The following is a 20,425-nucleotide window of genomic DNA, read 5'->3' as shown; positions in this document are numbered from 1 at the left end:
TTTATGAATAAAAATAACCAATAAAAATCAATAATTTAAATTTAATCCTTTTAGGGTGGCTTCAATTGGTTCTTTTGTTTGGGCGTAATATTGCTTAGTGTTAAAAGTAATTGGCTCACGTTCGACGGTTTGCCAGGCAAGGCGTCGGCCAAGAAAAAAGGACAATATGACAGTCAAACTCGAGGTCAAATCCCTCTACAAAATCTTCGGCGATCAGCCGGATAAAGCGTTCAAATTGCTGGCGAAAGGGCATGATCGCGCCAGTATCCTGAAAAAGACCGGACAGACCCTGGGGGTCCAGGATGTCAATCTGGCCATCAACGAAGGGGAGATCTTCGTGGTGATGGGACTCTCCGGTTCGGGCAAGTCCACCCTGGTGCGTCTCTTCAACCGGCTGATCGAGCCGACCCGCGGCCAGGTGCTGATCGATGGTGAGGACATCGCCGCTATCTCGGAGCGCGAGCTGCGCCAGGTGCGTCGCAAGAAGATCAGCATGGTATTCCAGTCTTTCGCCCTGATGCCGCACCTGAGTGTGCTGGAAAATACCGCCTTCGGGCTGGAGCTGGCCGGTGTACCGCTGGCGGAGCGCCAGCAGAGCGCCCGTCAGGCGCTCCATCAGGTGGGGCTGGGACAGTGGATAGAGGCTTATCCGGATGCCCTCTCCGGCGGCATGAAGCAGCGGGTCGGGCTGGCCCGGGCCCTTGCCAATGACCCCGACATTCTGCTGATGGACGAAGCTTTCTCCGCGCTGGATCCCCTGATCCGCACCGAGATGCAGGACGAGCTGCTCAAGCTGCAGGCCAGTCAGCAGCGCACCATCGTCTTCATCTCCCACGATCTGGACGAGGCGATGCGCATCGGCGATCGCATCGCCATCATGCAGGATGGCCAGCTGGTGCAAGTGGGCACCCCGGACGAGATCCTGAACCAGCCCGCCAACGACTATGTGCGCGCCTTTTTTCGCGGTGTGGATCTGGCCCATGTGTTCAGCGCCCGCGACGTGGCCAGCCGCAAGCAGGTGCCCCTCATCAAGAAACACACCACCGACGGGCCGGGCAACGCCCTGCGCCAGCTCAAGGAGCTTGAGCGGGAGTTCGGGTACGTGGTGGATCGCAGCCGTCGCTTCCTTGGGGTCGTCTCGGTGGAGTCGCTCGGTCAGGCGGTAAGGGCCAAAGGCAGCCTGGAGCAGGCGTTGCTGGCGGACATCCAGCCCATTCTGGCGGACACCGCCCTCAATGAACTGATCAGCCAGGTGGCGGCCGCTCCCTGTCAGGTGCCCGTGGTCGAGGAGGATGGCACTTACCTCGGCCTCATCTCCAAGGCCAATCTGCTCAACACCCTGGACAGGAGTACCCCGGCATGAAGCTGATGAATCCCCATTTCTTGCTGAGCGGGCTGCTGGCCCTGGTGCTGCTGGCGAGCCCTTCCCTGCGGGCCGATGAGGTGGCGGCAGACCCCTGGAGCGCGCCTGCGTCCGCCGAGGTGTCCGATCCCTGGGGCAGTACCGACACCCAGGCTACCGACTGGCAGAACCAGATCGAAGCCGCCGACACCACAACCGCCATCGACTGGCTGGATCCCTTCCAGCAGGCGCTGGTGCCGCTGGATACCTGGGTGGAAGGGGGCATCGGCTGGCTGGTGGAGAACCTGCGGCCGCTGTTCCAGCTGATCCGCGCACCGGTGGAGCTGACCCTGAACGCCATGACCCATCTGCTGCAGACGGTGCCCTCCACCCTGCTGATGGGGCTCCTGGCCCTGCTTGCCTGGCAACTGGTGAACGGCCGCATGGCGCTCGGCACGCTCGTATCTCTTGTGGGGATCGGGCTCATCGGGGCCTGGTCCGATGCCATGGTGACCCTGTCCCTGGTGCTGACCTCGCTCTTCTTCTGTGTGCTGCTGGGGTTGCCCACCGGCATCCTGCTTGCCCGCAGCGAGCGGCTCTCCACCTGGACCCGGCCGCTGCTGGATGCCATGCAGACCACCCCGGCGTTCGTCTACCTCATCCCTATCGTGATGCTGTTTGGCATCGGCAACGTGCCCGGGGTGGTGGTGACCGTCATCTTCGCCCTGCCGCCCATGATCCGGCTCACCATGCTGGGCATTCGCCAGGTGCCCACGGATCTGGTGGAGGCGGCCCACTCGTTCGGTGCCAGCCCCTCCCAGTTGCTGTTCAAGGTTCAGCTGCCGCTCGCCATGCCCACCATCATGGCCGGGGTCAACCAGACCCTGATGCTGGCGCTCTCCATGGTGGTGATCGCCTCCATGATCGCGGTGGGGGGCCTCGGCCAGATGGTGCTGCGCGGCATCGGCCGGCTCGACATGGGGCTCGCCTCCATCGGCGGCCTCGGCATCGTGCTGCTGGCCATCGTGCTCGACCGCCTCACCCAGGCGATGGGGCAACCGGATCGCACCCGTACCGGCCGCTGGTATCAGCATGGCCCCGCCGCCCTGCTGCTGCGCCTGGCCGGCCGTGACAAGAAATCGATTACAAAGGAGTAAACGCATGAGACCGATCACCAAAGGATTGACCCTGGGCACATTGCTGCTGAGTGCCCAACTGCTGAGCCCGCTCGCCATGGCCAGCGCCGAGTTGCCGGGGGAGGGGGTTCGCGTTCAGCCCCTGCAGAGCTCCTTGCCGGAAGAGGCCTTCCAGAGCCTGCTGGTGAGCAAGCTGATGGCGCGTCTGGGTTACGATGTCCAGCCCGCCCAGGAGGTGGACTACAACGTGGCTTATGCCTCGGTGGCCCAGGGAGACGGCACCTTCCTCGCGTTCAACTGGGTGCCGCTGCAGGACAACAAGTACGAGCAGGCGGGGGGCGACAAGGTGTTCTTCCGTGAGGGCACCTATGTGGCCGGTGCCGCCCAGGGGTACCTCATCGACAAGAAGACCGCGACCCAATACGGCATCACCAACCTGGGCCAGCTCAAGGATCCCGAGGTGGCGGCGCTGTTTGACGGGGATGGCGACGGCAAGGCCGACCTCATCGGCTGCAACCCCGGCTGGGGCTGCGAGGGGGCGATCAACCATCACCTCGACGCCTTTGGCCTGACCCCCACGGTGGCCCACAAACAGGGCAACTACGCGGCGCTGATTGCCGATACCCTGGCTCGCTACCAGGCCGGCAAGCCGGTGCTCTATTACACCTGGACCCCCTACTGGCTCAGCAGCGAACTGGTGCCGGGCAAGGATGTGGTGTGGCTGGAAGTCCCCGCCGACGCCCCGGATGCGGCCAAGACCCGCTTGCCGAACGGCAAGAACTACGGCTTTGCGGTGAACACCATGCACATCGTTGCCAACAAGCGGTTTGCCGAGGCCAATCCGGCCGCCGCCAGGCTCTTCTCCATCGTCAAGCTGCCGCTGAATGACATCAACGTGCAGAACGGCCTGATGAACAAAGGGCAGAACAAGCCGGCGGACGTGGAGCGTCATGCCGACGCCTGGCTCAAGGGCCACGAGGCACTGGTGAACGACTGGCTGAATCAGGCGCGCGCCGCCGCCATGTAATGAGGGGTGGAACGTCGCCCTTCTGCGCAAAGAAAAACGCCCGGCAGTTGCCGGGCGTTTTTTTGTGGGCGGGGCGCAGCACATGGCCGGGCCGGGGGATCAGATGCCGGAGCCGTCGTTCTCGCCGTTCTCCTCGTGCAGGCCGCACTCGCGCTTGAGGCCGAAGAAACGGGTCTGCTCCTCGCTCATGCCGGGCTCCCACTTGGTGGTGGTGTGCACGTCGCCTACCGACAGGTAGCCCTGCTCCCACAGCGGGTGGTAGGGCAGGTCGAACTCCTTGAAGTAGTAGAAGACGTCCTTGTTGCTCCAGTCGATCACCGGCAGGAACTTGAAGCGGCCGCGCTGGATGGCCAGCACCGGCAGCTTGCCCCGGCTGCCGGACTGCTCCCGGCGCAGGCCCGAGAACCAGGTGCGGGCACCGAGCTCGTTCAGGGCGCGGTCCATGGGCTCCACCTTGTTGAGCTGGTTGTAGCGGGTGATCCCCTCCACCCCCTGCTCCCACAGGAGACCGAAGCGGGCCTCCTGCCAGGCCGGGCTGAGTTCGGCCCGATAGATCTTGAGGTTGAGGGCGAGACGCTCGGTCAGCTCGTCGATGAAACGGTAGGTCTCGGGAAAGAGATAACCGGTATCGGTCAGCACCACCGGCACGTCGGCCCGCTCGCGGCTCACCAGGTGCAGCATCAGCGCCGCCTGGATGCCGAAGCTCGACGACAGCACGTGCTCCCCCGGCAGGTTGGCCAGGGCCCAGCGCACCCGCTCGGGGGCGCTCATGGCGTCCAGCTCCCGGTTGAGGGGGGCCAGCGCCTCGGTCTGCTCCTCGCGGCTCAGGACCAACAGGGCGTCAAGGTCGAGTCGGCCGTCGGCGGTGCGCGCCAGCCGGGCTGTATCAGTCTGTTCAGGCTGCATAGAAGTCCCTCGCGGAGTCGATGACCGGGGCTATGATGCCGGCGCGAATGACGAAATCGCCGAAGCACTCGCCCGGGTTGCGATCCTTGGCCCAGCGGCCGATCAGGGTGTCGAGCTCCGCCAGGATCTGCGGCTCCGTGATGTTCTCCAGATGCAGGCGCGGGATGCGGGTCCCCTCGAGGTTGCCCCCCAGGTGCAGGTTGTAGCGACCCGGCGCCTTGCCCACCAGCCCCACTTCCGCCAGCATGGCGCGACCGCAGCCGTTGGGGCAGCCGGTGACCCGGAAGATGATGGCGTCATCCGCCAGACCGTGCTTGGCCAGCAAGCCCTCGATGTCGGTGACGAAGGCGGGCAACATGCGCTCGGCCTCGGCCATTGCCAGCGGACAGGTGGGCAGGGCCACGCAGGCCATGGACTGCTTGCGCTGCTCGCTCACGCCGTCATCCAGCAGGCCGTACTGGCGCGCCAGGGCTTCGATGCGGGCCTTCTCACCGGCAGGCACGCCCGCGATGATGAGGTTCTGGTTGGCGGTCAGGCGGAAGTCACCCTGATGCACCTTGGCGATCTCCAGCATGCCGGTCTTGAGGGGCTTGCCCGGGAAGTCCAGCAGGCGGCCGTTCTCGATAAACAGGGTCAGGTGGTGCTTGCCGTCGATCCCCTCCACCCAGCCGAAGCGATCGCCACGGCTGGTGAATTCATAGGGGTGAACCGGCCCGAACTGGATGCCGGCGCGGTTCTCCACCTCGGCCTTGAAGGCCTCGACCCCCACCCGTTCAAGGGTGTACTTGGTCTTGGCGTTCTTGCGGTTGACCCGGTTGCCCCAGTCGCGCTGGGTGCTGACCACGGCGGCCGCCACCTCCAGCACGTGGGAGAGCGGAATGAAGCCAAAGTCGCTCGCCTTGCGCGGGTAGGTGGTGGTGTCGCCGTGGGTCATGGCCAGACCGCCCCCCACCAGCACGTTGAAGCCCACCAGCTTGCCGTGTTCGGCAATGGCCACGAAGTTGAGATCGTTGGCGTGGATGTCCACATCGTTGTGGGGCGGGATGACCACGGTCGTTTTGAATTTGCGCGGCAGGTAGTTGGAGCCCAGGATCGGCTCCTCGTCACCCCCCAGCTTCTCGCCATCCAGCCAGATCTCCACGTAGGCGCGGGTCTTGGGCAGCAGGTGCTCGGAGATCTTCTTGGCCCACTCGTAGGCCTCCTGGTGCAACTCGGACTCCACCGGGTTGCTCGTGCAGAGCACGTTGCGGTTCACGTCCCCCGCGGTGGCGATGGAGTCGATACCGGTGCTGTTGAGGGTCTGGTGCATCAGCTTGATGTCGCGCTTCAGTACCCCGTGGAACTGGAAGGTCTGGCGAGTGGTCAGGCGGATGCTGCCGTACATGCTGTGTTCTTCGGCGAACTTGTCGATCACCTGCCACTGGGCCGGGGTGATGATGCCGCCGGGCAGGCGGGCGCGCAGCATGACGTTGTGCAGGGGCTCCAGCTTCTGGGCGGCGCGCTCCGGGCGGATGTCGCGGTCATCCTGCTGATACATGCCGTGGAAGCGGATCAGCTGGAAGTTGTCGCCGTTGAAGCCGCCGGTGAGCGGGTCCTGCAGATCTTCGGCGATGGTGCCGCGCAGGAAGTTGCTCTCGCGCTTGAGGCGTTCGTTGTCAGCCAGCGGCCCTTCGACCGGTCCCGGAATAAGTTGTTTGCTCATCAATAGACATCCCTTTGATAACGTTTGGCACGACGCAATTCGCTCAGATACTCTTCTGCTTCCTCACGGCTCTTGTGGCCGTGTTCCGCAATCACTTCCAGCAGGGCTTCCTGCACATCCTTCGCCATGTGGTTGGCGTCGCCACACACATAGAAGTGAGCGCCTGCTTCCAGCCACTGGTAGAGCTCAAGCCCTGCCTCGCGCAGGCGGTCCTGCACATAAATCTTGTTGGCCTGATCCCGGCTGAAGGCCAGGGAGATCTTGGACAGCAGGCCCGATTTCACATAACGCTGCCACTCCACCTGATAGAGGAAGTCCTGGGTGAAGTGGGGATTGCCGAAGAAGAGCCAGTTCTGGCCCTCTGCCCCCTGTGCTTCCCGCTCCTGCAGGAAGGCGCGGAACGGGGCAATGCCGGTGCCCGGGCCCACCATGATGACGGGGGTGTCGGGATTGGCGGGCAGGCGGAAGTTGTCGTTGTGCTCCACGAACACCCGGACCTCGGCATCTTCCGGCAGACGGTCCGCCAGATAGGAGGAGGCGCCGCCGCTTCGCACTGTGCCATCTTCTTGGCGGTAGCGCACCACGCCGACGGTCAGGTGCACCTCTTCTTCCACCTCGCTCTGGGCGGAGGCGATGGAGTAGAGGCGGGGGGTGAGGGGGCGCAGCAGTGCGATCAGTTGATCGGCACTCAAGGAAGCCGGGAAGCGTTTCAGTACGTCCACCACCTGGGCGCTGGCCACCAGGGCGTTGACCTGGGCCTTGTCACCGGCCAGATCTTTCAGCGCCGCGTTGTCCGTGATCTCGGCGAGGCCAGTGATCAGGCCCCCGTGCAACCGGGTCAGCTCGTAGTGACGGGTCAGCGCCTCGCGCAGGCTGCCATGGGGGGTGGCCTCGTCACCGGTCAGATCGGTCAGGGCCAGCACTTCCCCCACGAGATCGGCGTCGTTGTAGAACCAGATGCCGAGTGCGTCCCCCGGTTGATAGGTGATGCCGGACTCTTCCAGGTTGATCTCGATGTGACGGATGTCCTTGGTGGAGTCGCGGCCGGTGATCTTCTGGTTCACCGAGAGTCTGGCCGGGAAGGGGTTCTCCTTGTTGTACTGGCTGTGGCCGACGGCGGCCTGCACCGAGCCCGCCACACTGGCAGTCGCGGCGCCGGCAGAGAGGGTGGCGGCGACCGCCGCAACGGCCTGCTCGCCCCAGGCCTTGGCGGCATCCTGATAATCCACATCGAGGCTAGCTAGCTCATGGATGCGCTCGGCCCCCGCTTTGGCGAGGAAACCATCGAAATCCTTGCCGGTCTGGCAGAAGAACTCATAGGAGCTGTCACCCAGCCCCAGCACGGCAAACTTGAGCCCTTCCAGCTTGCCGACCTTGCCTTTTTTAAGCTGCTCGAACAGATCGACGGCGCTCTCGGGGGGCTCCCCCTCCCCGTAAGTGCTCACTACCACCAGCAGGTGGCTCTCTTTCTTGAGCTGCTTGGGTTTGTAGTCCGCCATGGAGGTGAGGGTCACCGGCAGGCCGCGGGCCTCGGCCTGGGCCTTGATGGCGCTGGCCACGCCCTTGGCATTCCCGGTCTGGGAGCCGTAGAGAATGGTCAGGCTGCCGCCGGGAGCCGCGACTTCTGCGCCTGCGCTCGCCACGGGCTGGACGCCCGCCTGGGAGAGGCCGTAGAGATAACCGCTGACCCAGGCCAGTTGCTGGGTATTGAGGGTGGTGAGAACTTGGTTGAGCTGGCGCTGCTGTTCGTCAGAGAGCGGGCTCAGGGTGGGGGCTGTCAATGGCATCACACATGTCTTCCATGGTCTGATTTTTGGTCAGGGTAAGGGGTGTAATGAATAACAACAAAGAATAAAAATATCTTCTTTATGCGATTTATGAATTTATAAAGCCAAAATCCATCTCAGCCCCGGGGCGCCCGTGATATAAAAATGGCCTTGCCGAGCCCCCTGTCCCGGTGATCTCTCATGCCCCAAGGAGCAACCATGTCCCGTCTCTATCATGTCAACGCCTTCAGCCATCACCCCTTCGCAGGCAACCCCGCCGTGGTGGTGCTGGGGGAAGCGCGGCCCGACGCCGAGCTGCAGGCCATGGCGGCGGAGTTCAACCTCTCTGAGAGCGCCTTTCTGACCCAACTGGGGGAGGGGCATTACGGGTTGCGCTGGTTCACCCCGCAAGTGGAGGTGGACTTGTGCGGCCATGGCACCCTGGCGGCGGCCCATGTGCTGTGGCAGACGGGGAAGGTGTCAGGGGATCTCCCCATCCGCTTCGCGACCCGCAGCGGTGAGTTGGTGGCCCGGCGGGAAGGGGAGTGGATCTGGCTCGACTTTCCGCGTATCTCTCTGGCTCCTCTTGAGCTGGATCCTGCCTATGGGGCTGCCCTCGGCTGTCAGCCGCTGCAAACCCTGGCGGCCGGGGCCAAGTTCCTGCTTGAGCTCGCCAACGAGGAAGAGGTCCGCGCGCTCACCCCCGATTTTCACGCCCTGCGGGCGCTGCCGGGCCGGGGGATCATGATGACGGCGCCATCGAGCCGGAAGGAGGACGACTTCGTCTCCCGCTATTTCGCCCCCTGGGTCGGAGTGGACGAGGATCCGGTGACCGGCTCCAACCACTGCGCCCTGGTGCCCTTCTGGGCAGAGCGGCTCGGCAAACGGCAATTGCGGGCCCGCCAGATCTCGGCCCGGGGCGGGGATCTCAGGCTGGAATTGCAGGAGGAGCGGGTGCTGATGGCGGGCCGGGCACTGACCCTGTGGCAGGGGGAGTGGCTGCTGCCGCCTGGCGTACCAGCGGACCGATGACCGCTCGTCACGGTGTGACTTCTGCATAAAAAAACGCCCCGCAATTGCGGGGCGTTTTGATTGCCATGGACGGCAGCGTTTTGCTGCGGCCCTGTTTCTGCGGCGCTTACTTTTGTGGACGCAAGGCCGGGAACAGGATGACGTCGCGGATGGTGTGGCTGTTGGTGAACAGCATCACCAGACGGTCGATACCGATACCCTGACCGGCGGTCGGCGGCAGACCGTGTTCCAGCGCGGTGACGAAGTCGGCGTCGTAGAACATGGCTTCGTCGTCCCCTGCGGCTTTCTGGTCAACCTGGGCCTGGAAGCGCTCGGCCTGATCTTCCGCATCGTTCAGCTCGGAGAAGCCGTTGGCCAGCTCGCGGCCGCCGATGAAGAATTCGAAGCGGTCGGTGACGTCCGGGTTCTGGTCGTTGCGACGGGCCAGCGGGGAGACGGCAGCCGGGTACTCGGTGATGAAGGTCGGTTGCAGCAGCATGTGTTCCACGGTCTCTTCGAAGATCGCGGTGATCACGTGGCCCAGCTCCCAGCTCTTCATCAGCTCGATCTTCAGACCCTTGGCGACGGCGGTGGCCTTCTCCAGGGTGGCCAGATCGTCACGGGTCACACCCGGGTTGTACTTCAGGATGGAGTCAACCATGGAGAGGCGCTGGAACGGCTGACCGAAATCGATGGTCAGACCCTCTTCGCCCTCTTTGGCGTAACGGATCTGGGTGTCGCCCAGGATGTCCTGTGCCAGGGTGCGCAGCATCTCTTCGGTGAGATCCATCAGATCGATGTAATCGGCGTAGGCCATATAGAACTCGAGCATGGTGAACTCGGGGTTATGGCGAACGGAGATGCCTTCGTTGCGGAAGTTGCGGTTGATCTCGTAGACACGCTCGAAACCACCGACCACCAGACGCTTCAGATAGAGTTCCGGAGCGATACGCAGGTACATGTCGATGTCCAGCGCATTGTGGTGGGTGATGAAGGGACGTGCGGAGGCGCCACCCGGGATGACTTGCATCATGGGGGTTTCCACTTCCATGAAGCGCTTGTCATTCAGGAACTTGCGAATGCCGGCCACCACCTTGGTGCGGGTCACGAAGGTCTTGCGGGACTCTTCGTTGGCGATCAGGTCCAGGTAACGCTGGCGGCAGCGGGCTTCCTGGTCGGTCAGACCCTTGTGCTTCTCGGGCAGCGGGCGCAGGGCCTTGGTCAGCAGGCGGATGGTGGAGACGTGTACGGAGAGCTCACCGGCGTTGGTGCGGAACAGGGTGCCCTCGACACCGACGATGTCACCCAGATCCCACTTCTTGAACTGCTCGTTGTAGAAGCCTTCCGGCAGGTCGTCACGGGTCACGTAGATCTGGATCTTGCCAGCCATGTCCTGCAGGGTCGCGAAAGACGCCTTGCCCATGATCCGGCGGGTCATGATGCGACCGGCAATCTTCACCTGTTTACCCAGGGCGACCAGCTCGTCATTGCTCTTGTCGCCGAATTCGGCGTGCAGATCGCCGGAGAGGCTGTCACGACGGAAATCGTTTGGGAAGGGGTTGCCCTGGGCGCGCAAGGCGGCCAGCTTGGAGCGACGCTCAAGCATCTCGTTGTTCAGTTCGAGAGTCTGGTCGACTTCCGGGGTGGTGGTTTGTTCAGACATGGTGATTCCTGCTGCTCTGTTTACAGGCCTGATTTCAGGCTGGCTTCGATAAACTTGTCCAAGTCGCCGTCGAGTACCGATTGGGTATTGCGGGTTTCGACGCCGGTGCGCAGATCCTTGATACGGGAATCATCCAGTACGTAGGAGCGGATCTGGCTGCCCCAGCCGATGTCAGACTTGGTCTCTTCGAGGGCTTGCTTCTCAGCGTTCTGCTTTTGAATTTCCAGCTCGTAGAGCTTGGCCTTCAACTGCTTCATACACTGATCTTTGTTCTTGTGCTGGGAACGGTCGTTCTGGCACTGCACCACCACGCCGGTCGGCACGTGGGTGATACGCACCGCGGACTCGGTCCGGTTGACGTGCTGACCACCGGCACCGGAGGCGCGGTAGACGTCGATGCGAAGATCAGCCGGGTTGATCTCGATCTCGATGTCATCATCGATCTCGGGGTAGACGAACACGGAGCAGAACGAGGTGTGGCGACGGCCACCGGAATCGAACGGCGACTTGCGTACCAGGCGGTGCACGCCGGTCTCGGTGCGCAGCCAGCCGAAGGCATACTCGCCGGTGAACTTGATGGTGGCGGACTTGATGCCGGCCACGTCGCCCTCGGAGCATTCGATGAGCTCGGGCTTGTAGCCGTGGGCATCACCCCAGCGCAGGTACATGCGCAGCACCATGTTGGCCCAGTCCTGGGCCTCGGTGCCGCCGGAACCGGACTGGATGTCGATGTAGCAGTCGGAACCGTCGTGCTGACCGGAGAACATGCGACGGAACTCGAGATCCACCAGCTTGGCCTCCAGCTCGTCCGCTTCGACCACGGCTTCGTTGAAGGTCTCTTCGTCTTCGCCTTCGACGGCCAGGCTGACCAGCATCTCGACGTCATCGACGCCCTGGGTCAGGGTATCGATGGTGCTGACGACGTTCTCCAGGGAGACGCGCTCCTTGCCCAGCGCCTGTGCGCGCTCGGGTTCGTTCCAGACATCCGGCTGTTCCAGCTCGGCATTGACCTCTTCTAGACGCTCTTTCTTGGCGTCATAGTCAAAGGTACCCCCTAAGCAGCTCGGTCCTCTCAGACAGCTCCTTAAGCTTGTTTAATACAGGATTGACTTCAAACATCGTGAAAACTCTCGGGGTCGATGTGATTTAAAAACGGGATATTCTAGCCAATTGCAGAAGGAATAAACAGGGTTGGCTGGCCCCGCTCTTTTTCCTGCTCTAATTTTCCGCAGCATTTTTAAAATTTCCGCGTAAAATATCGTCACTCACGCCATTCTCCGCTTCAGTTTTGCGCAGATTGGCCGCTAACAACACACAGTGCCACGCACTCCCGATTGATCCTGTTCCCGACCCCCACAAGAAGAAAACACGATGAAAAACCTATCACTCAAGCAGAAGATACTGTTGTCTGTGGTCATCGCCTTGTCACTGGTGATCCTGCTGCTCTCCTGGCAGAGCTACACCAGCCAGAAGTCCATGCTGCTGCAAGGCAGTCAGGAACAGGTGCAGCGCCTTGGTAGCCAGCAGGCCGCCAGCGTCAGCGACTGGCTCGCGGCCCGTCGTGACGTCATCCAGGCCCTTGGCAACAAGGCCGGTGCCGAGCCCCTCAACGCCCTGCAACAGGCCCAGGTGTCCGGCCGTTTCCAGCTCACCTATTTTGGTGAGGGCAGTGGCAAGATGAACGACTCCGACCCCTCCATCAACCGCGACGGTTACGATCCCCGCTCCCGTGGCTGGTATCAGGAAGCCATGGCCAAGGGCGGCATGATCGTCACCAAACCCTACCTCGACGTGGCCTACAACATTCTGGTGGTGACCCTGGCCCAGCCTGCCCAGGGCGGCGTGGTGGGGGGGGATCTCTCCATTGCCTCCCTGGTGGATGACATCACCAAGATGAAGCTGCCAGCGGACGGCTTCGCCATCCTGATGCACAAGGATGGCACCGTCATCGCCTACAAGGATGCGGCCAAGGCGATGAAGCCAGCCAGCGAGATCGACAACGATCTGACCAATGCCCTGATCGAGCAGAGCAAGGCGAGCAACAGCCTGGTGCCTGCTTTCTTCGACAACGAGGGGCGTGACAAGCTGCTGTGGGCGACGGACATTCCGGACACCGACTGGGAGCTGGTGCTGGTACTGGACAAGAGCACCCTGGAGGCGCCGCTCTCCTCCCTGCTGATGACCCAGCTCGGCCTAGCCCTGCTGGTGCTGGTGGGCAGCATTCTCGCCATCTCCTGGCTGGTCAGCCTGCTGCTCGGTCCCCTCACCAAGGTGTCCCAGGCCCTGGCCCGCATCGCCGACGGTAACGGCGATCTGACCCAGCGCATCAAGATCGACGCCAATGACGAAGTGGGCCAGCTCGCCGGCAGCTTCAACCGCTTCGTGGGCAGCCAGCATCAGCTCATCGCCAACATCCGTCAGCTTGCCAACGAGCTGAACGCCGATGCCGAACGCAGTCTGGTGACCAACCAGGCCGCGGTGGAAGAGCTGCAACGCCAGCAACAGGAGGTGACCATGGTTGCCACCGCCGTCACCGAGATGGCGAGTGCCACCATGGAGATCGCGGGCAACGCCGAGAACACCGCTGCCGCCGCCCAGCAATCCGCCCAGAGCAGTGAACAGGGCAAGATCCTGGTGAACCAGACTCGCCAATCCATCAACAACCTGGCCGAGGAAGTGGGGCAGGCGACCGGCGTCATCGGTGAACTGAGCCGTCACGCCCAGGCCATCTCCGGCATCCTCTCCACCATCCAGGGCATCGCCGAGCAGACCAACCTGCTGGCGCTGAACGCGGCCATCGAAGCGGCCCGTGCCGGCGAACAGGGTCGCGGTTTCGCCGTGGTGGCGGACGAGGTACGGGTGTTGTCGCGCCGTACCCAGGATTCCACCCAGGAGATCCAGTCCACCATCGAAACCCTGCAACAGACCACGGCCCGCGCGGTGAGCCTGATGCAGACCAGCCAGGGGCTGGCGGACAACAGCGTGAAGGATGCCGACGCTGCCGCTGCGGCCCTGGAGGAGATCACCCAGGCCGTCAGCCTCATCTCCGACATGGCGGGCCAGATCGCCACCGCCGCCGAGGAGCAGACCCAGGTGACCGGTGAAATCACCCAGAACACCACCGCCATCAAGGATGTGAGCGACGAGATCACCGCTTCCGCCATGCGCGACCTGGATCAGGCGCACAACCTCAAGGGGCGTGCCACCAACCTGAACCAGCAGGTGTCGACCTTTATTTTGTAAGGAAGGTCAGGCCGCAGTCCTACCGTGGCGTCAGTAAAAAGCCCCGCACCTTGGTGCGGGGCTTTTTGTTGCCTGCCGTCGGCCCCTTGGTGGGGCTCGGCGGCACCGTCGTGGCAGCGTAACCCGTGGTGCCCAAGCGTCCAGGGGCCAGCAAGCAAAGAGCCCACCGCAAGGTGGGCTCTGTCATACGGGGCCTGCGTCCGGGATCACAGGAAGGGCAGGGCCAGGAACAGCTTGATCACCACGGCGTTGATGATGTCGATGAAGAAGGCACCGACCATGGGCACCACCAGGAAGGCCAGGTGGGAGGGGCCAAAGCGCTGGGTGATGGCCTGCATGTTGGCAATGGCAGTGGGGGTGGCGCCGAGGCCGAAGCCGCAGTGACCCGCCGCCAGCACGGCCGCATCATAGTTGCGCCCCATGACCCGGAAGGTGACGAAGATGGCGTAGAGCGCCATGGCCACCGTCTGCACGGCCAGCAGGATGAAGATGGGCAGGGCCAGGCTTGCCAGCTCCCACAGCTTGAGGCTCATCAGCGCCATGGCGAGGAAGAGCGACAGGCTGACGTTGCCGAGCAGGGAGACCTCACGGTCGCTCACTTCGTGCCAGTTGAGCAGGGTGAGCAGGTTGCGCAGCAGCACGCCGACGAACAGCACGCAGACGAAGATCGGCAACTCGAAGACGCCGCCCTTGAGGTAGAGGGCCAGCATTTCGCCCCCTTTCAGGCTGATGGCGATGAGTGCCAGGGTCTCGATCAGGCTGAAGGTGGTGAGCGGGCGCTCCATGTCCGGCATCTCGAAGCCCTGGGGGGCGCCGTCACGGTTGTGCTCCTCACCGGGCACCTGCACTTTCTTCACCAGATAACGGGCCACCGGGCCTCCGATGAGGCCCCCCAGCACCAGGCCGAAGGTGGCACAGGCAATCGCCAGCTCGGCGGCGGATTGCACGCCGTACTTCTCGGTGAAGATGGAGCCCCAGGCCGCCCCGGTGCCGTGGCCGCCGGAGAGGGTGATGGAGCCGGCCAGCAGCCCCATGTGGGGATCCAGCCCCAGCAGGGTGGCCAGACCCACCCCCAGGCTGTTCTGCACCAGCAGCAGGCCGGTGACCACCAGCAGGAAGGTGGCCACCGCCTTGCCGCCGCGCTTGAGGCTGCCCAGATCGGCGGAGAGGCCGATGGAGGCGAAGAAGGTCAGCATCAGGGCCGTCTGCAGGCTGGTATCAAATTGCAGTTCGATCTGCAGGGTGGAACGCAGCACCAGCAGCACCAGGGCAACCACCAGGCCACCGGCCACGGGTTTGGGGATGTTGAAAGTGCGCAGGGGTCCTATCTTGTTGACCAGCAGGCGGCCAAGCAGCAGCACCAGGGTCGCGGCGACCAGGGTGGCGTAGGCATCAAGTTGTAGCATTCAGTGCTCCCATGTTGATCGGCTGTGTCTTTGGCGAGAAAGACTCACGGATCCAGCCGGGATGAAACAGAGTGGCGAACGCGCCAGTGACAGAGGGGCCGCAGCCCCGTCCCTCTGCAAAAGAGGGGGTCGACACGAGCCCGTGTTCGTCGGGCGTCCAGATGAGATTTGTGAAAAATCCGCCGGATACTAGCAAAAAACACCAAGTACATCCACATATGTCACATTAATGATTAAAACATGGTGTTAACATGGCATTTAAAACTGCCTCGCCGAGTGTGCTCCGGATCGCAACAATGCTGCTGCGGCTGTCATTTGCAGCGGCACTCTTTATAATTCGCCCGGTTCCGCCCCCACGGGAGGACACAGACCCTCAAGGGGTCTGCTGATGACCGATATTGAGCCCGCCCGCACCATCTGAAGGACGGGGGCTGTATCGGTTGAGCCCTGTTTGATTTGCCGGTTTCCAGTCCAGAGAGAGGAGAGGGTGTGAAGAAGTCCATCTACATTGCCTACACAGGCGGCACCATAGGGATGCAGCGTTCCGACCACGGTTATGTACCGATGGCGGGCTTCATGGAGGACTGTCTGGCACGGATGCCCGAGTTCCATCGACCGGAAATGCCCGATTACCATATCCACGAATATGCCCCCCTCATCGACTCTTCCGACATGACGCCGGCAGACTGGCAGCGCATCGCCGAGGATATCAAGGGCAACTACGACAAGTACGACGGTTTCGTCATTCTGCACGGTACCGACACCATGTCGTTCACCGCGTCTGCGCTCTCCTTCATGCTCGAAGATCTGCACAAGCCGGTCATCATCACCGGCTCCCAGATCCCCCTGGCCGAGCTGCGCTCGGACGGTCAGCAGAACCTGCTCAACGCCCTCTATATCGCGGCCAACTACCCGATCCACGAGGTGACGCTCTTCTTCAACAACCAGCTCTATCGTGGCAACCGCAGCAAGAAGGTGCATGCCGACGGCTTCCACGCCTTCGACTCGCCCAACTACCCGCCCCTGCTCAATGCCGGTATCGCCATCTCCCTGGAGGCGGGCGAGCTGGGAGTGCCGTGCGATCGCCCCCTGGTGCTGCACGACATCACCCCCCAGCCCATCGGGGTGGTGACCCTCTACCCGGGGATATCGGCTGAGGTGATAGCGAACATCCTGCAACAGCCGGTGCGTGCGCTGATCCTGCTCTCCTTCGGGGTGGGCAATGCGCCCCAGAACCCGGCCATGCTGGCGCTGCTCTCCGAGGCATCTGCCCGGGGCGTCATCATCGTCAACCTGAGCCAGTGCCTGCACGGCAAGGTCAACATGGGGGGCTATGCCACCGGCAACGCCCTCTCCCGTGCGGGAGTCATCTCGGGCTTTGACATGACCGCCGAGGCGGCGCTCACCAAGCTGCACTTCCTGTTGAGCCAGGATCTGCCGGCGCCGCGCATCCGCGAGCTGATGCAGCAGTCCCTGCGGGGTGAACTGACCCCCTGACTTTCCCTCCCACCCTAACCCTCTCCCAGCGGGAGAGGGGATAGATCGAGGTGGCGAGGTTTGCCATGAAGATCGCCGGCAGGTGGCCCGCTGACTGCTCGCAGGTGCGTGCCAGCTCCCTTCTCCCCTGGTGGGAGAAGGGCCGGGGATGAGGGGGATGAGGGGGATGAGTTATCCTGCATAGAGAGGAAAAAAGAGGGGAGCCATTATGGCTCCCCTCTTTCGTTTCGTTACCGCGATAGGTGACGTGCGGCCTGCCTCAGTGGCTAAGGTCGACCCGCACTATCTCTTCCTCATCGCGATACTGGCGCTTGAGCTCGCTCTTGCTCTTCATCACGATCTCGCCGTCACGGCCGATGTTCATGTGCTCGGGGTTCTCAAGGTGCATCGCCTGCCAGGCCATCACGGCCTGCAGGGAAGTGGCCTTCTGCTCCTCGGTGAGGGGCTTGCCATCCGGCCATTTGCCCAGTTCGACCGCAGTCTTGAGTCGCTCGTACACCTCTTTGGGCATCTGCGCTATCGCTTGTTGAAACGTCACTTGCTGAGACGACATCCGGCCTCTCCTTGAAAATTGAGCCATGAACACGGGTTCAGGCGGGCAGATCCTGTCGGACTATACCGGTAGATCCTGGCGGACTACGCCAGCCATCTGCTCCATCACCCGTACTACCTGACAACTGTACCCGAACTCGTTGTCATACCACACGTAGAGCACGCAGTGATCCCCCTCGGCGATGGTGGCCTGGGAGTCGACGATGCCCGCAAAACGGGAGCCCACCATGTCGGAGGAGACCAGCTCGGTGCTGGCGCTGAAGTCGATCTGGCGATGCAGGGCCGAGCTCAGTGCCATCTGCTGCAGATAGGCGTTGAGGCTCTCCCGATCGGTGGTCTGCTCCAGCGACAGGTTGATGATGGCCAGGGACACGTTGGGTGTGGGCACCCGGATGGCGTTGCCGGTCAACTTGCCCTTGAGCTCCGGCAGCGCCTTGGCCACCGCCTTGGCGGCGCCGGTGCTGGTCATCACCATGTTGAGGGCTGCGCTGCGACCGCGGCGCTCGCCCTTGTGATAGTTGTCGATGAGGTTCTGATCGTTGGTGTAGGAGTGGACCGTCTCCACGTGGCCGTGGCGGATGCCGTACTTGTCCTGCATCACCTTGAGCACCGGGGTGATGGCGTTGGTGGTGCAGGAGGCGGCGGAGACTATCTTGTCATCCGGGCCTATCACCTCGTGGTTGACCCCGAACACCACGTTCTTCATCTCCCCCTTGCCGGGGGCGGTCAGCAGCACCCGGGCGGCGCCACGGGCCTTGAGGTGCTCGGACAGCCCCGCCTCGTCACGCCAGACGCCGGTGTTGTCAACGATCAGCGCATTGTCGATGCCGTAGGCGGTGTAGTCGATGTCGGCCGGGCTGTTCGCATAGATCACCTGGATGAAGGTGCCGTTGGCGATGATGGCACTGCGTTCTGCATCCACCTCGATGGAGCCGTTGAAGGGGCCGTGCACCGAATCGCGGCGCAACAGGCTGGCACGCTTCTCCAGATCCCCGTCACGACCGCCGCGCACCACGATGGCGCGCAGGCGCAGGGAGTTGGCGGCGCCGGTGCGCTCGATGAGCAGACGGGCCAGCAGGCGGCCGATGCGGCCGAAGCCGTAGAGCACCACGTCGGTCGGGGCGGGCACAGCACTGCGGTTCAGGGCCGGTGCCAGCTTGGCGCGCAGATAGTCCTCGATGCCGGCTTCATCCTGGTGATCCTGCCAGTAGCCCACGGCCAGTTTGCCGAGATCGACTTCGGCGGCGGTGGGGTTCAGGGCGACGATGGCGCGCAGGAGAGGGAAGCTTTGCTGGATGGGCAGCGGGGTGCCCTGGTGGCGGCGAACGACCCGGTGGGCCTTGAGGATATCGATGGTGGAGGCGTTTTGCAGCGGGCGTCCGTAGAGGGTGATCTCTATCCCTTGCTGTCGGTAGAGGCGACCTATCAAGGGTTGCATGGCTTCGGCGAGCTCCTGGCTCTCCTGCCACGCCTGCAAGTAGTGCTCGTGGGTCATTAACCAGATCCTTTTATTTCACGTTGTTGAAGCAAGTTGCCTGGGCAAATTGAAATTCGTCGAAGGCAGATCAGTGTAGGGCTGATGGTTTCGTTATATTATTCTGCAATCGCGGCCTTATACGGCGCGCGCATTGTAATGGATATGTAGCCTGTTTGCTAGTTGGCGGTGGCCGGTGCGGGTTGCGATTGTTATCAACCAGATGTGAACCATGACCCTATTCTCACAGCGTCCGTTACTGCTTTCCCTCGCTTGTTGCCTGACGTTGACGGCCTGCGACGACGACAGGATCCACAACATCTGCTCCCAATATCCCGCCCTGTGCGCGGACCTGGTGGACGACGGCTGGTGTCGCTATGAGCGCAGCGACGTCATTCGCGGTCGTTACTATCTCCAGGAAGAGGGGACGGACAGGCGCAAGTACGATCTGATGCGCGGCCTGGAGCGTTATCTGCAGTGCGCCGAGCACTCCACCAACATCGAGTACAAGCGGGCCAGGGAGCAGAAGAGCCCTAGAGTGGAAGGGATGCTGGCCGCCGGCCGTCAACTGGAGCAATTGGATGCGCAGACCCGGGGTTCCCGGGATCCCTACCTGCTGCTCTGGCACTGGACCAACAACACCAGTCCCGAGGCCCGCGCCAGCTTCCTCGCGCAGGAGGGGACGCCGAGCCTCGAGGAGCCCGAGCTGCAACTGGCGCTCGGCGGCATTTATGCCAAGAGCGAGCCCGAGAAGGCCATCAGGCTGATGCATCATGCGCTCTCCCTCTATCGGGAGGGGGACAAGGTCAACAGCCGGATCCTCACCGCCCTCAGCACCCTCTACATGGGGCAGAAGCGATTTGATCAGGCCTATCTGTGGGGCAAGGTGAGCGAGTCATTCCAGGAGAGTCCCGAGGTCTCCGCCACCCGGCTCGGCATTTACCATGCCATCGGCAAGGAGGAGCAGGAGACGCTGGACGACCAGGCGGCCACCATCGTCGATGCACTCAGGCAGGGGAGCTACCGCACACCATGAATCCGACCCTGTCAGAAGCCCGGGAGTGGGCCCATCCCTTCGATATCCGTCTCGTGCACGGCCAGATCCGCGGCGAGGACAGGGTGCTTGAACGGGCCACGGTGAGGGCCGTGGTGATGCGTGGTGATCGACTGCTGCTGGTGCACTCCCGCGTCAACGGGGATCTCATGTTCCCCGGTGGCGGCATCGAGCATGGGGAGGCGCACGATGCGGCCCTGGCCCGGGAGCTGCGGGAAGAGTGTGGCGCCGAGCTGGTGGCCGTGGGCCCCCTGTTGGGAGAGACCCGGGAATATCGTGCCGCGCGCGAGCCGGATTACGATGCCTACTGCATCCGATCGTCCTATTACCTCTGTCGGGTCGGGGAGGGCTGGAGTGCGCCGCGCCCCCAGCCCTACGAGATCCGCCTCGGCTTCACGCCGGGCTGGTTCCCCCTGGCCGAGGCCCTGCAAACCAACAAGACCCAGCTGGCGGGTCCCTGTCCCCAGTGGACGGCGCGAGAGACCCGGGTGCTGGCAGAGTTGCACCGCTGGCAAGCGTCCGGCTTGCTGACCTGACAATGCCGCTTGCCCCATAAAAAAAGGCTATGTCCCAATTACGTGTTGCATGGGGCGCCCCAGCGCCTCATGCAAGCAACGTGGCACATTCACTTCCCGCCCGTAGCGCT

General features: G+C 63.0%; 15 protein-coding genes and 1 pseudogene. 8 read left to right on the top strand and 8 right to left on the bottom strand.

The window, feature by feature from the left end:
* Window positions 1-166 precede the first annotated feature (166 nt).
* From proV to proX, 3 genes and pseudogenes are all read left to right on the top strand, one after another.
* On the top strand, window positions 167-1,363 hold the full coding sequence (gene proV / locus AB5Y54_RS16870; RefSeq protein WP_041212476.1) for a glycine betaine/L-proline ABC transporter ATP-binding protein ProV: 1,197 nt from the start codon (window positions 167-169) through the stop codon (window positions 1,361-1,363).
* A pseudogene (proW, locus tag AB5Y54_RS16865) lies at window positions 1,360-2,507 on the top strand (glycine betaine/L-proline ABC transporter permease ProW). The gene proV and the pseudogene proW overlap by 4 nt, the downstream one beginning before the upstream one ends.
* Window positions 2,504-3,505, top strand: coding sequence for a glycine betaine/L-proline ABC transporter substrate-binding protein ProX (gene proX / locus AB5Y54_RS16860; protein ID WP_194860075.1), 1,002 nt, complete (start codon window positions 2,504-2,506; stop codon window positions 3,503-3,505). The pseudogene proW and the gene proX overlap by 4 nt, the downstream one beginning before the upstream one ends.
* A gap of 99 nt (window positions 3,506-3,604) precedes the next feature.
* Here the strand turns inward: proX and AB5Y54_RS16855 are convergent, their stop codons facing one another.
* Genes AB5Y54_RS16855 through AB5Y54_RS16845 form a run of 3 tightly spaced genes read right to left on the bottom strand, consistent with a single transcriptional unit; the run spans window position 3,605 to window position 7,900 of the window.
* Window positions 3,605-4,411 carry a phosphoadenylyl-sulfate reductase gene (locus tag AB5Y54_RS16855; protein ID WP_368154050.1) on the bottom strand — a complete coding sequence of 269 codons (807 nt, stop codon included), beginning with the start codon at window positions 4,409-4,411 and terminating at the stop codon, window positions 3,605-3,607.
* Window positions 4,401-6,113: an assimilatory sulfite reductase (NADPH) hemoprotein subunit gene (gene cysI / locus AB5Y54_RS16850; protein WP_368154049.1), complete on the bottom strand. Its 1,713-nt coding sequence runs from the start codon at window positions 6,111-6,113 to the stop codon at window positions 4,401-4,403. The genes AB5Y54_RS16855 and cysI overlap by 11 nt, the downstream gene beginning before the upstream one ends.
* Window positions 6,113-7,900, bottom strand: a complete 1,788-nt coding sequence (locus AB5Y54_RS16845; RefSeq protein ID WP_368154065.1) for an assimilatory sulfite reductase (NADPH) flavoprotein subunit — start codon at window positions 7,898-7,900, stop codon at window positions 6,113-6,115. The genes cysI and AB5Y54_RS16845 overlap by 1 nt, the downstream gene beginning before the upstream one ends.
* Before the next feature lie 198 nt (window positions 7,901-8,098).
* On the opposite strand from AB5Y54_RS16845, the gene AB5Y54_RS16840 reads away from it, so the two are divergent.
* Window positions 8,099-8,911 carry a PhzF family phenazine biosynthesis protein gene (locus tag AB5Y54_RS16840; RefSeq protein WP_368154048.1) on the top strand — a complete coding sequence of 271 codons (813 nt, stop codon included), beginning with the start codon at window positions 8,099-8,101 and terminating at the stop codon, window positions 8,909-8,911.
* Between the two features lie 106 nt (window positions 8,912-9,017).
* Here the strand turns inward: AB5Y54_RS16840 and lysS are convergent, their stop codons facing one another.
* Together lysS and prfB are read right to left on the bottom strand one after the other, a co-directional pair.
* A complete protein-coding gene (gene lysS / locus AB5Y54_RS16835; RefSeq protein ID WP_368154064.1) occupies window positions 9,018-10,496 on the bottom strand; it encodes a lysine--tRNA ligase in 1,479 nt (492 codons plus the stop codon).
* Window positions 10,497-10,573: 77 nt separating this feature from the next.
* Window positions 10,574-11,672 (bottom strand): peptide chain release factor 2 gene (prfB, locus tag AB5Y54_RS16830; RefSeq protein ID WP_102948437.1). Its coding sequence is split into 2 segments (ribosomal slippage): window positions 10,574-11,596 and window positions 11,598-11,672, totalling 1,098 coding nucleotides; the frame shifts between segments, so codons are not numbered across the junction.
* 252 nt (window positions 11,673-11,924) lie between these two features.
* On the opposite strand from prfB, the gene AB5Y54_RS16825 reads away from it, so the two are divergent.
* The gene (locus tag AB5Y54_RS16825; protein WP_041215693.1) at window positions 11,925-13,796 is read left to right on the top strand and encodes a methyl-accepting chemotaxis protein; all 1,872 of its coding nucleotides are present in this window, start codon (window positions 11,925-11,927) and stop codon (window positions 13,794-13,796) included.
* Window positions 13,797-14,002: 206 nt separating this feature from the next.
* On the opposite strand, the gene gltS is transcribed toward AB5Y54_RS16825, so the two are convergent.
* Window positions 14,003-15,202, bottom strand: coding sequence for a sodium/glutamate symporter (gltS, locus tag AB5Y54_RS16820; protein WP_039040321.1), 1,200 nt, complete (start codon window positions 15,200-15,202; stop codon window positions 14,003-14,005).
* A 489-nt stretch (window positions 15,203-15,691) separates the two neighbouring features.
* Between gltS and ansA the strand changes: the two genes are divergently transcribed.
* On the top strand, window positions 15,692-16,699 hold the full coding sequence (ansA, locus tag AB5Y54_RS16815; RefSeq protein ID WP_010675424.1) for an asparaginase: 1,008 nt from the start codon (window positions 15,692-15,694) through the stop codon (window positions 16,697-16,699).
* A 259-nt stretch (window positions 16,700-16,958) separates the two neighbouring features.
* Here the strand turns inward: ansA and AB5Y54_RS16810 are convergent, their stop codons facing one another.
* A complete protein-coding gene (locus tag AB5Y54_RS16810) occupies window positions 16,959-17,252 on the bottom strand; it encodes a YeaC family protein (RefSeq protein ID WP_010675423.1) in 294 nt (97 codons plus the stop codon).
* Window positions 17,253-17,312: 60 nt separating this feature from the next.
* A complete protein-coding gene (locus AB5Y54_RS16805; RefSeq protein ID WP_010675422.1) occupies window positions 17,313-18,746 on the bottom strand; it encodes a glyceraldehyde-3-phosphate dehydrogenase in 1,434 nt (477 codons plus the stop codon).
* 211 nt (window positions 18,747-18,957) lie between these two features.
* On the opposite strand from AB5Y54_RS16805, the gene AB5Y54_RS16800 reads away from it, so the two are divergent.
* The gene (locus AB5Y54_RS16800; RefSeq protein ID WP_042865069.1) at window positions 18,958-19,761 is read left to right on the top strand and encodes a DUF2989 domain-containing protein; all 804 of its coding nucleotides are present in this window, start codon (window positions 18,958-18,960) and stop codon (window positions 19,759-19,761) included.
* On the top strand, window positions 19,758-20,315 hold the full coding sequence (locus AB5Y54_RS16795; RefSeq protein ID WP_223955711.1) for an NUDIX domain-containing protein: 558 nt from the start codon (window positions 19,758-19,760) through the stop codon (window positions 20,313-20,315). The genes AB5Y54_RS16800 and AB5Y54_RS16795 overlap by 4 nt, the downstream gene beginning before the upstream one ends.
* The last annotated feature ends 110 nt before the right edge of the window (window positions 20,316-20,425 follow it).

Origin of the sequence: Aeromonas sp. s9 (assembly GCF_040907765.1) — a bacterium.
In the GTDB taxonomy this organism is placed as follows: Bacteria; Pseudomonadota; Gammaproteobacteria; order Enterobacterales; family Aeromonadaceae; genus Aeromonas; species Aeromonas caviae.
Note: the sequence above shows the minus strand (reverse complement) of the source record. Positions and strands in the feature narration are given on the sequence as shown.

Bases quoted from the DNA above. Each gene is read 5' to 3' on its own strand.
- proV (WP_041212476.1), top strand. From the start codon at position 167: ATGACAGTCAAACTCGAGGTCAAATCCCTCTACAAAATCTTCGGCGAT.
- proX (WP_194860075.1), top strand. From the start codon at position 2,504: ATGAGACCGATCACCAAAGGATTGACCCTGGGCACATTGCTGCTGAGT.
- AB5Y54_RS16855 (WP_368154050.1), bottom strand. From the start codon at position 4,411: ATGCAGCCTGAACAGACTGATACAGCCCGGCTGGCGCGCACCGCCGAC.
- cysI (WP_368154049.1), bottom strand. From the start codon at position 6,113: ATGAGCAAACAACTTATTCCGGGACCGGTCGAAGGGCCGCTGGCTGAC.
- AB5Y54_RS16845 (WP_368154065.1), bottom strand. From the start codon at position 7,900: ATGCCATTGACAGCCCCCACCCTGAGCCCGCTCTCTGACGAACAGCAG.
- AB5Y54_RS16840 (WP_368154048.1), top strand. From the start codon at position 8,099: ATGTCCCGTCTCTATCATGTCAACGCCTTCAGCCATCACCCCTTCGCA.
- lysS (WP_368154064.1), bottom strand. From the start codon at position 10,496: ATGCTTGAGCGTCGCTCCAAGCTGGCCGCCTTGCGCGCCCAGGGCAAC.
- AB5Y54_RS16825 (WP_041215693.1), top strand. From the start codon at position 11,925: ATGAAAAACCTATCACTCAAGCAGAAGATACTGTTGTCTGTGGTCATC.
- gltS (WP_039040321.1), bottom strand. From the start codon at position 15,202: ATGCTACAACTTGATGCCTACGCCACCCTGGTCGCCGCGACCCTGGTG.
- AB5Y54_RS16810 (WP_010675423.1), bottom strand. From the start codon at position 17,252: ATGTCGTCTCAGCAAGTGACGTTTCAACAAGCGATAGCGCAGATGCCC.
- AB5Y54_RS16805 (WP_010675422.1), bottom strand. From the start codon at position 18,746: ATGACCCACGAGCACTACTTGCAGGCGTGGCAGGAGAGCCAGGAGCTC.
- AB5Y54_RS16800 (WP_042865069.1), top strand. From the start codon at position 18,958: ATGACCCTATTCTCACAGCGTCCGTTACTGCTTTCCCTCGCTTGTTGC.
- AB5Y54_RS16795 (WP_223955711.1), top strand. From the start codon at position 19,758: ATGAATCCGACCCTGTCAGAAGCCCGGGAGTGGGCCCATCCCTTCGAT.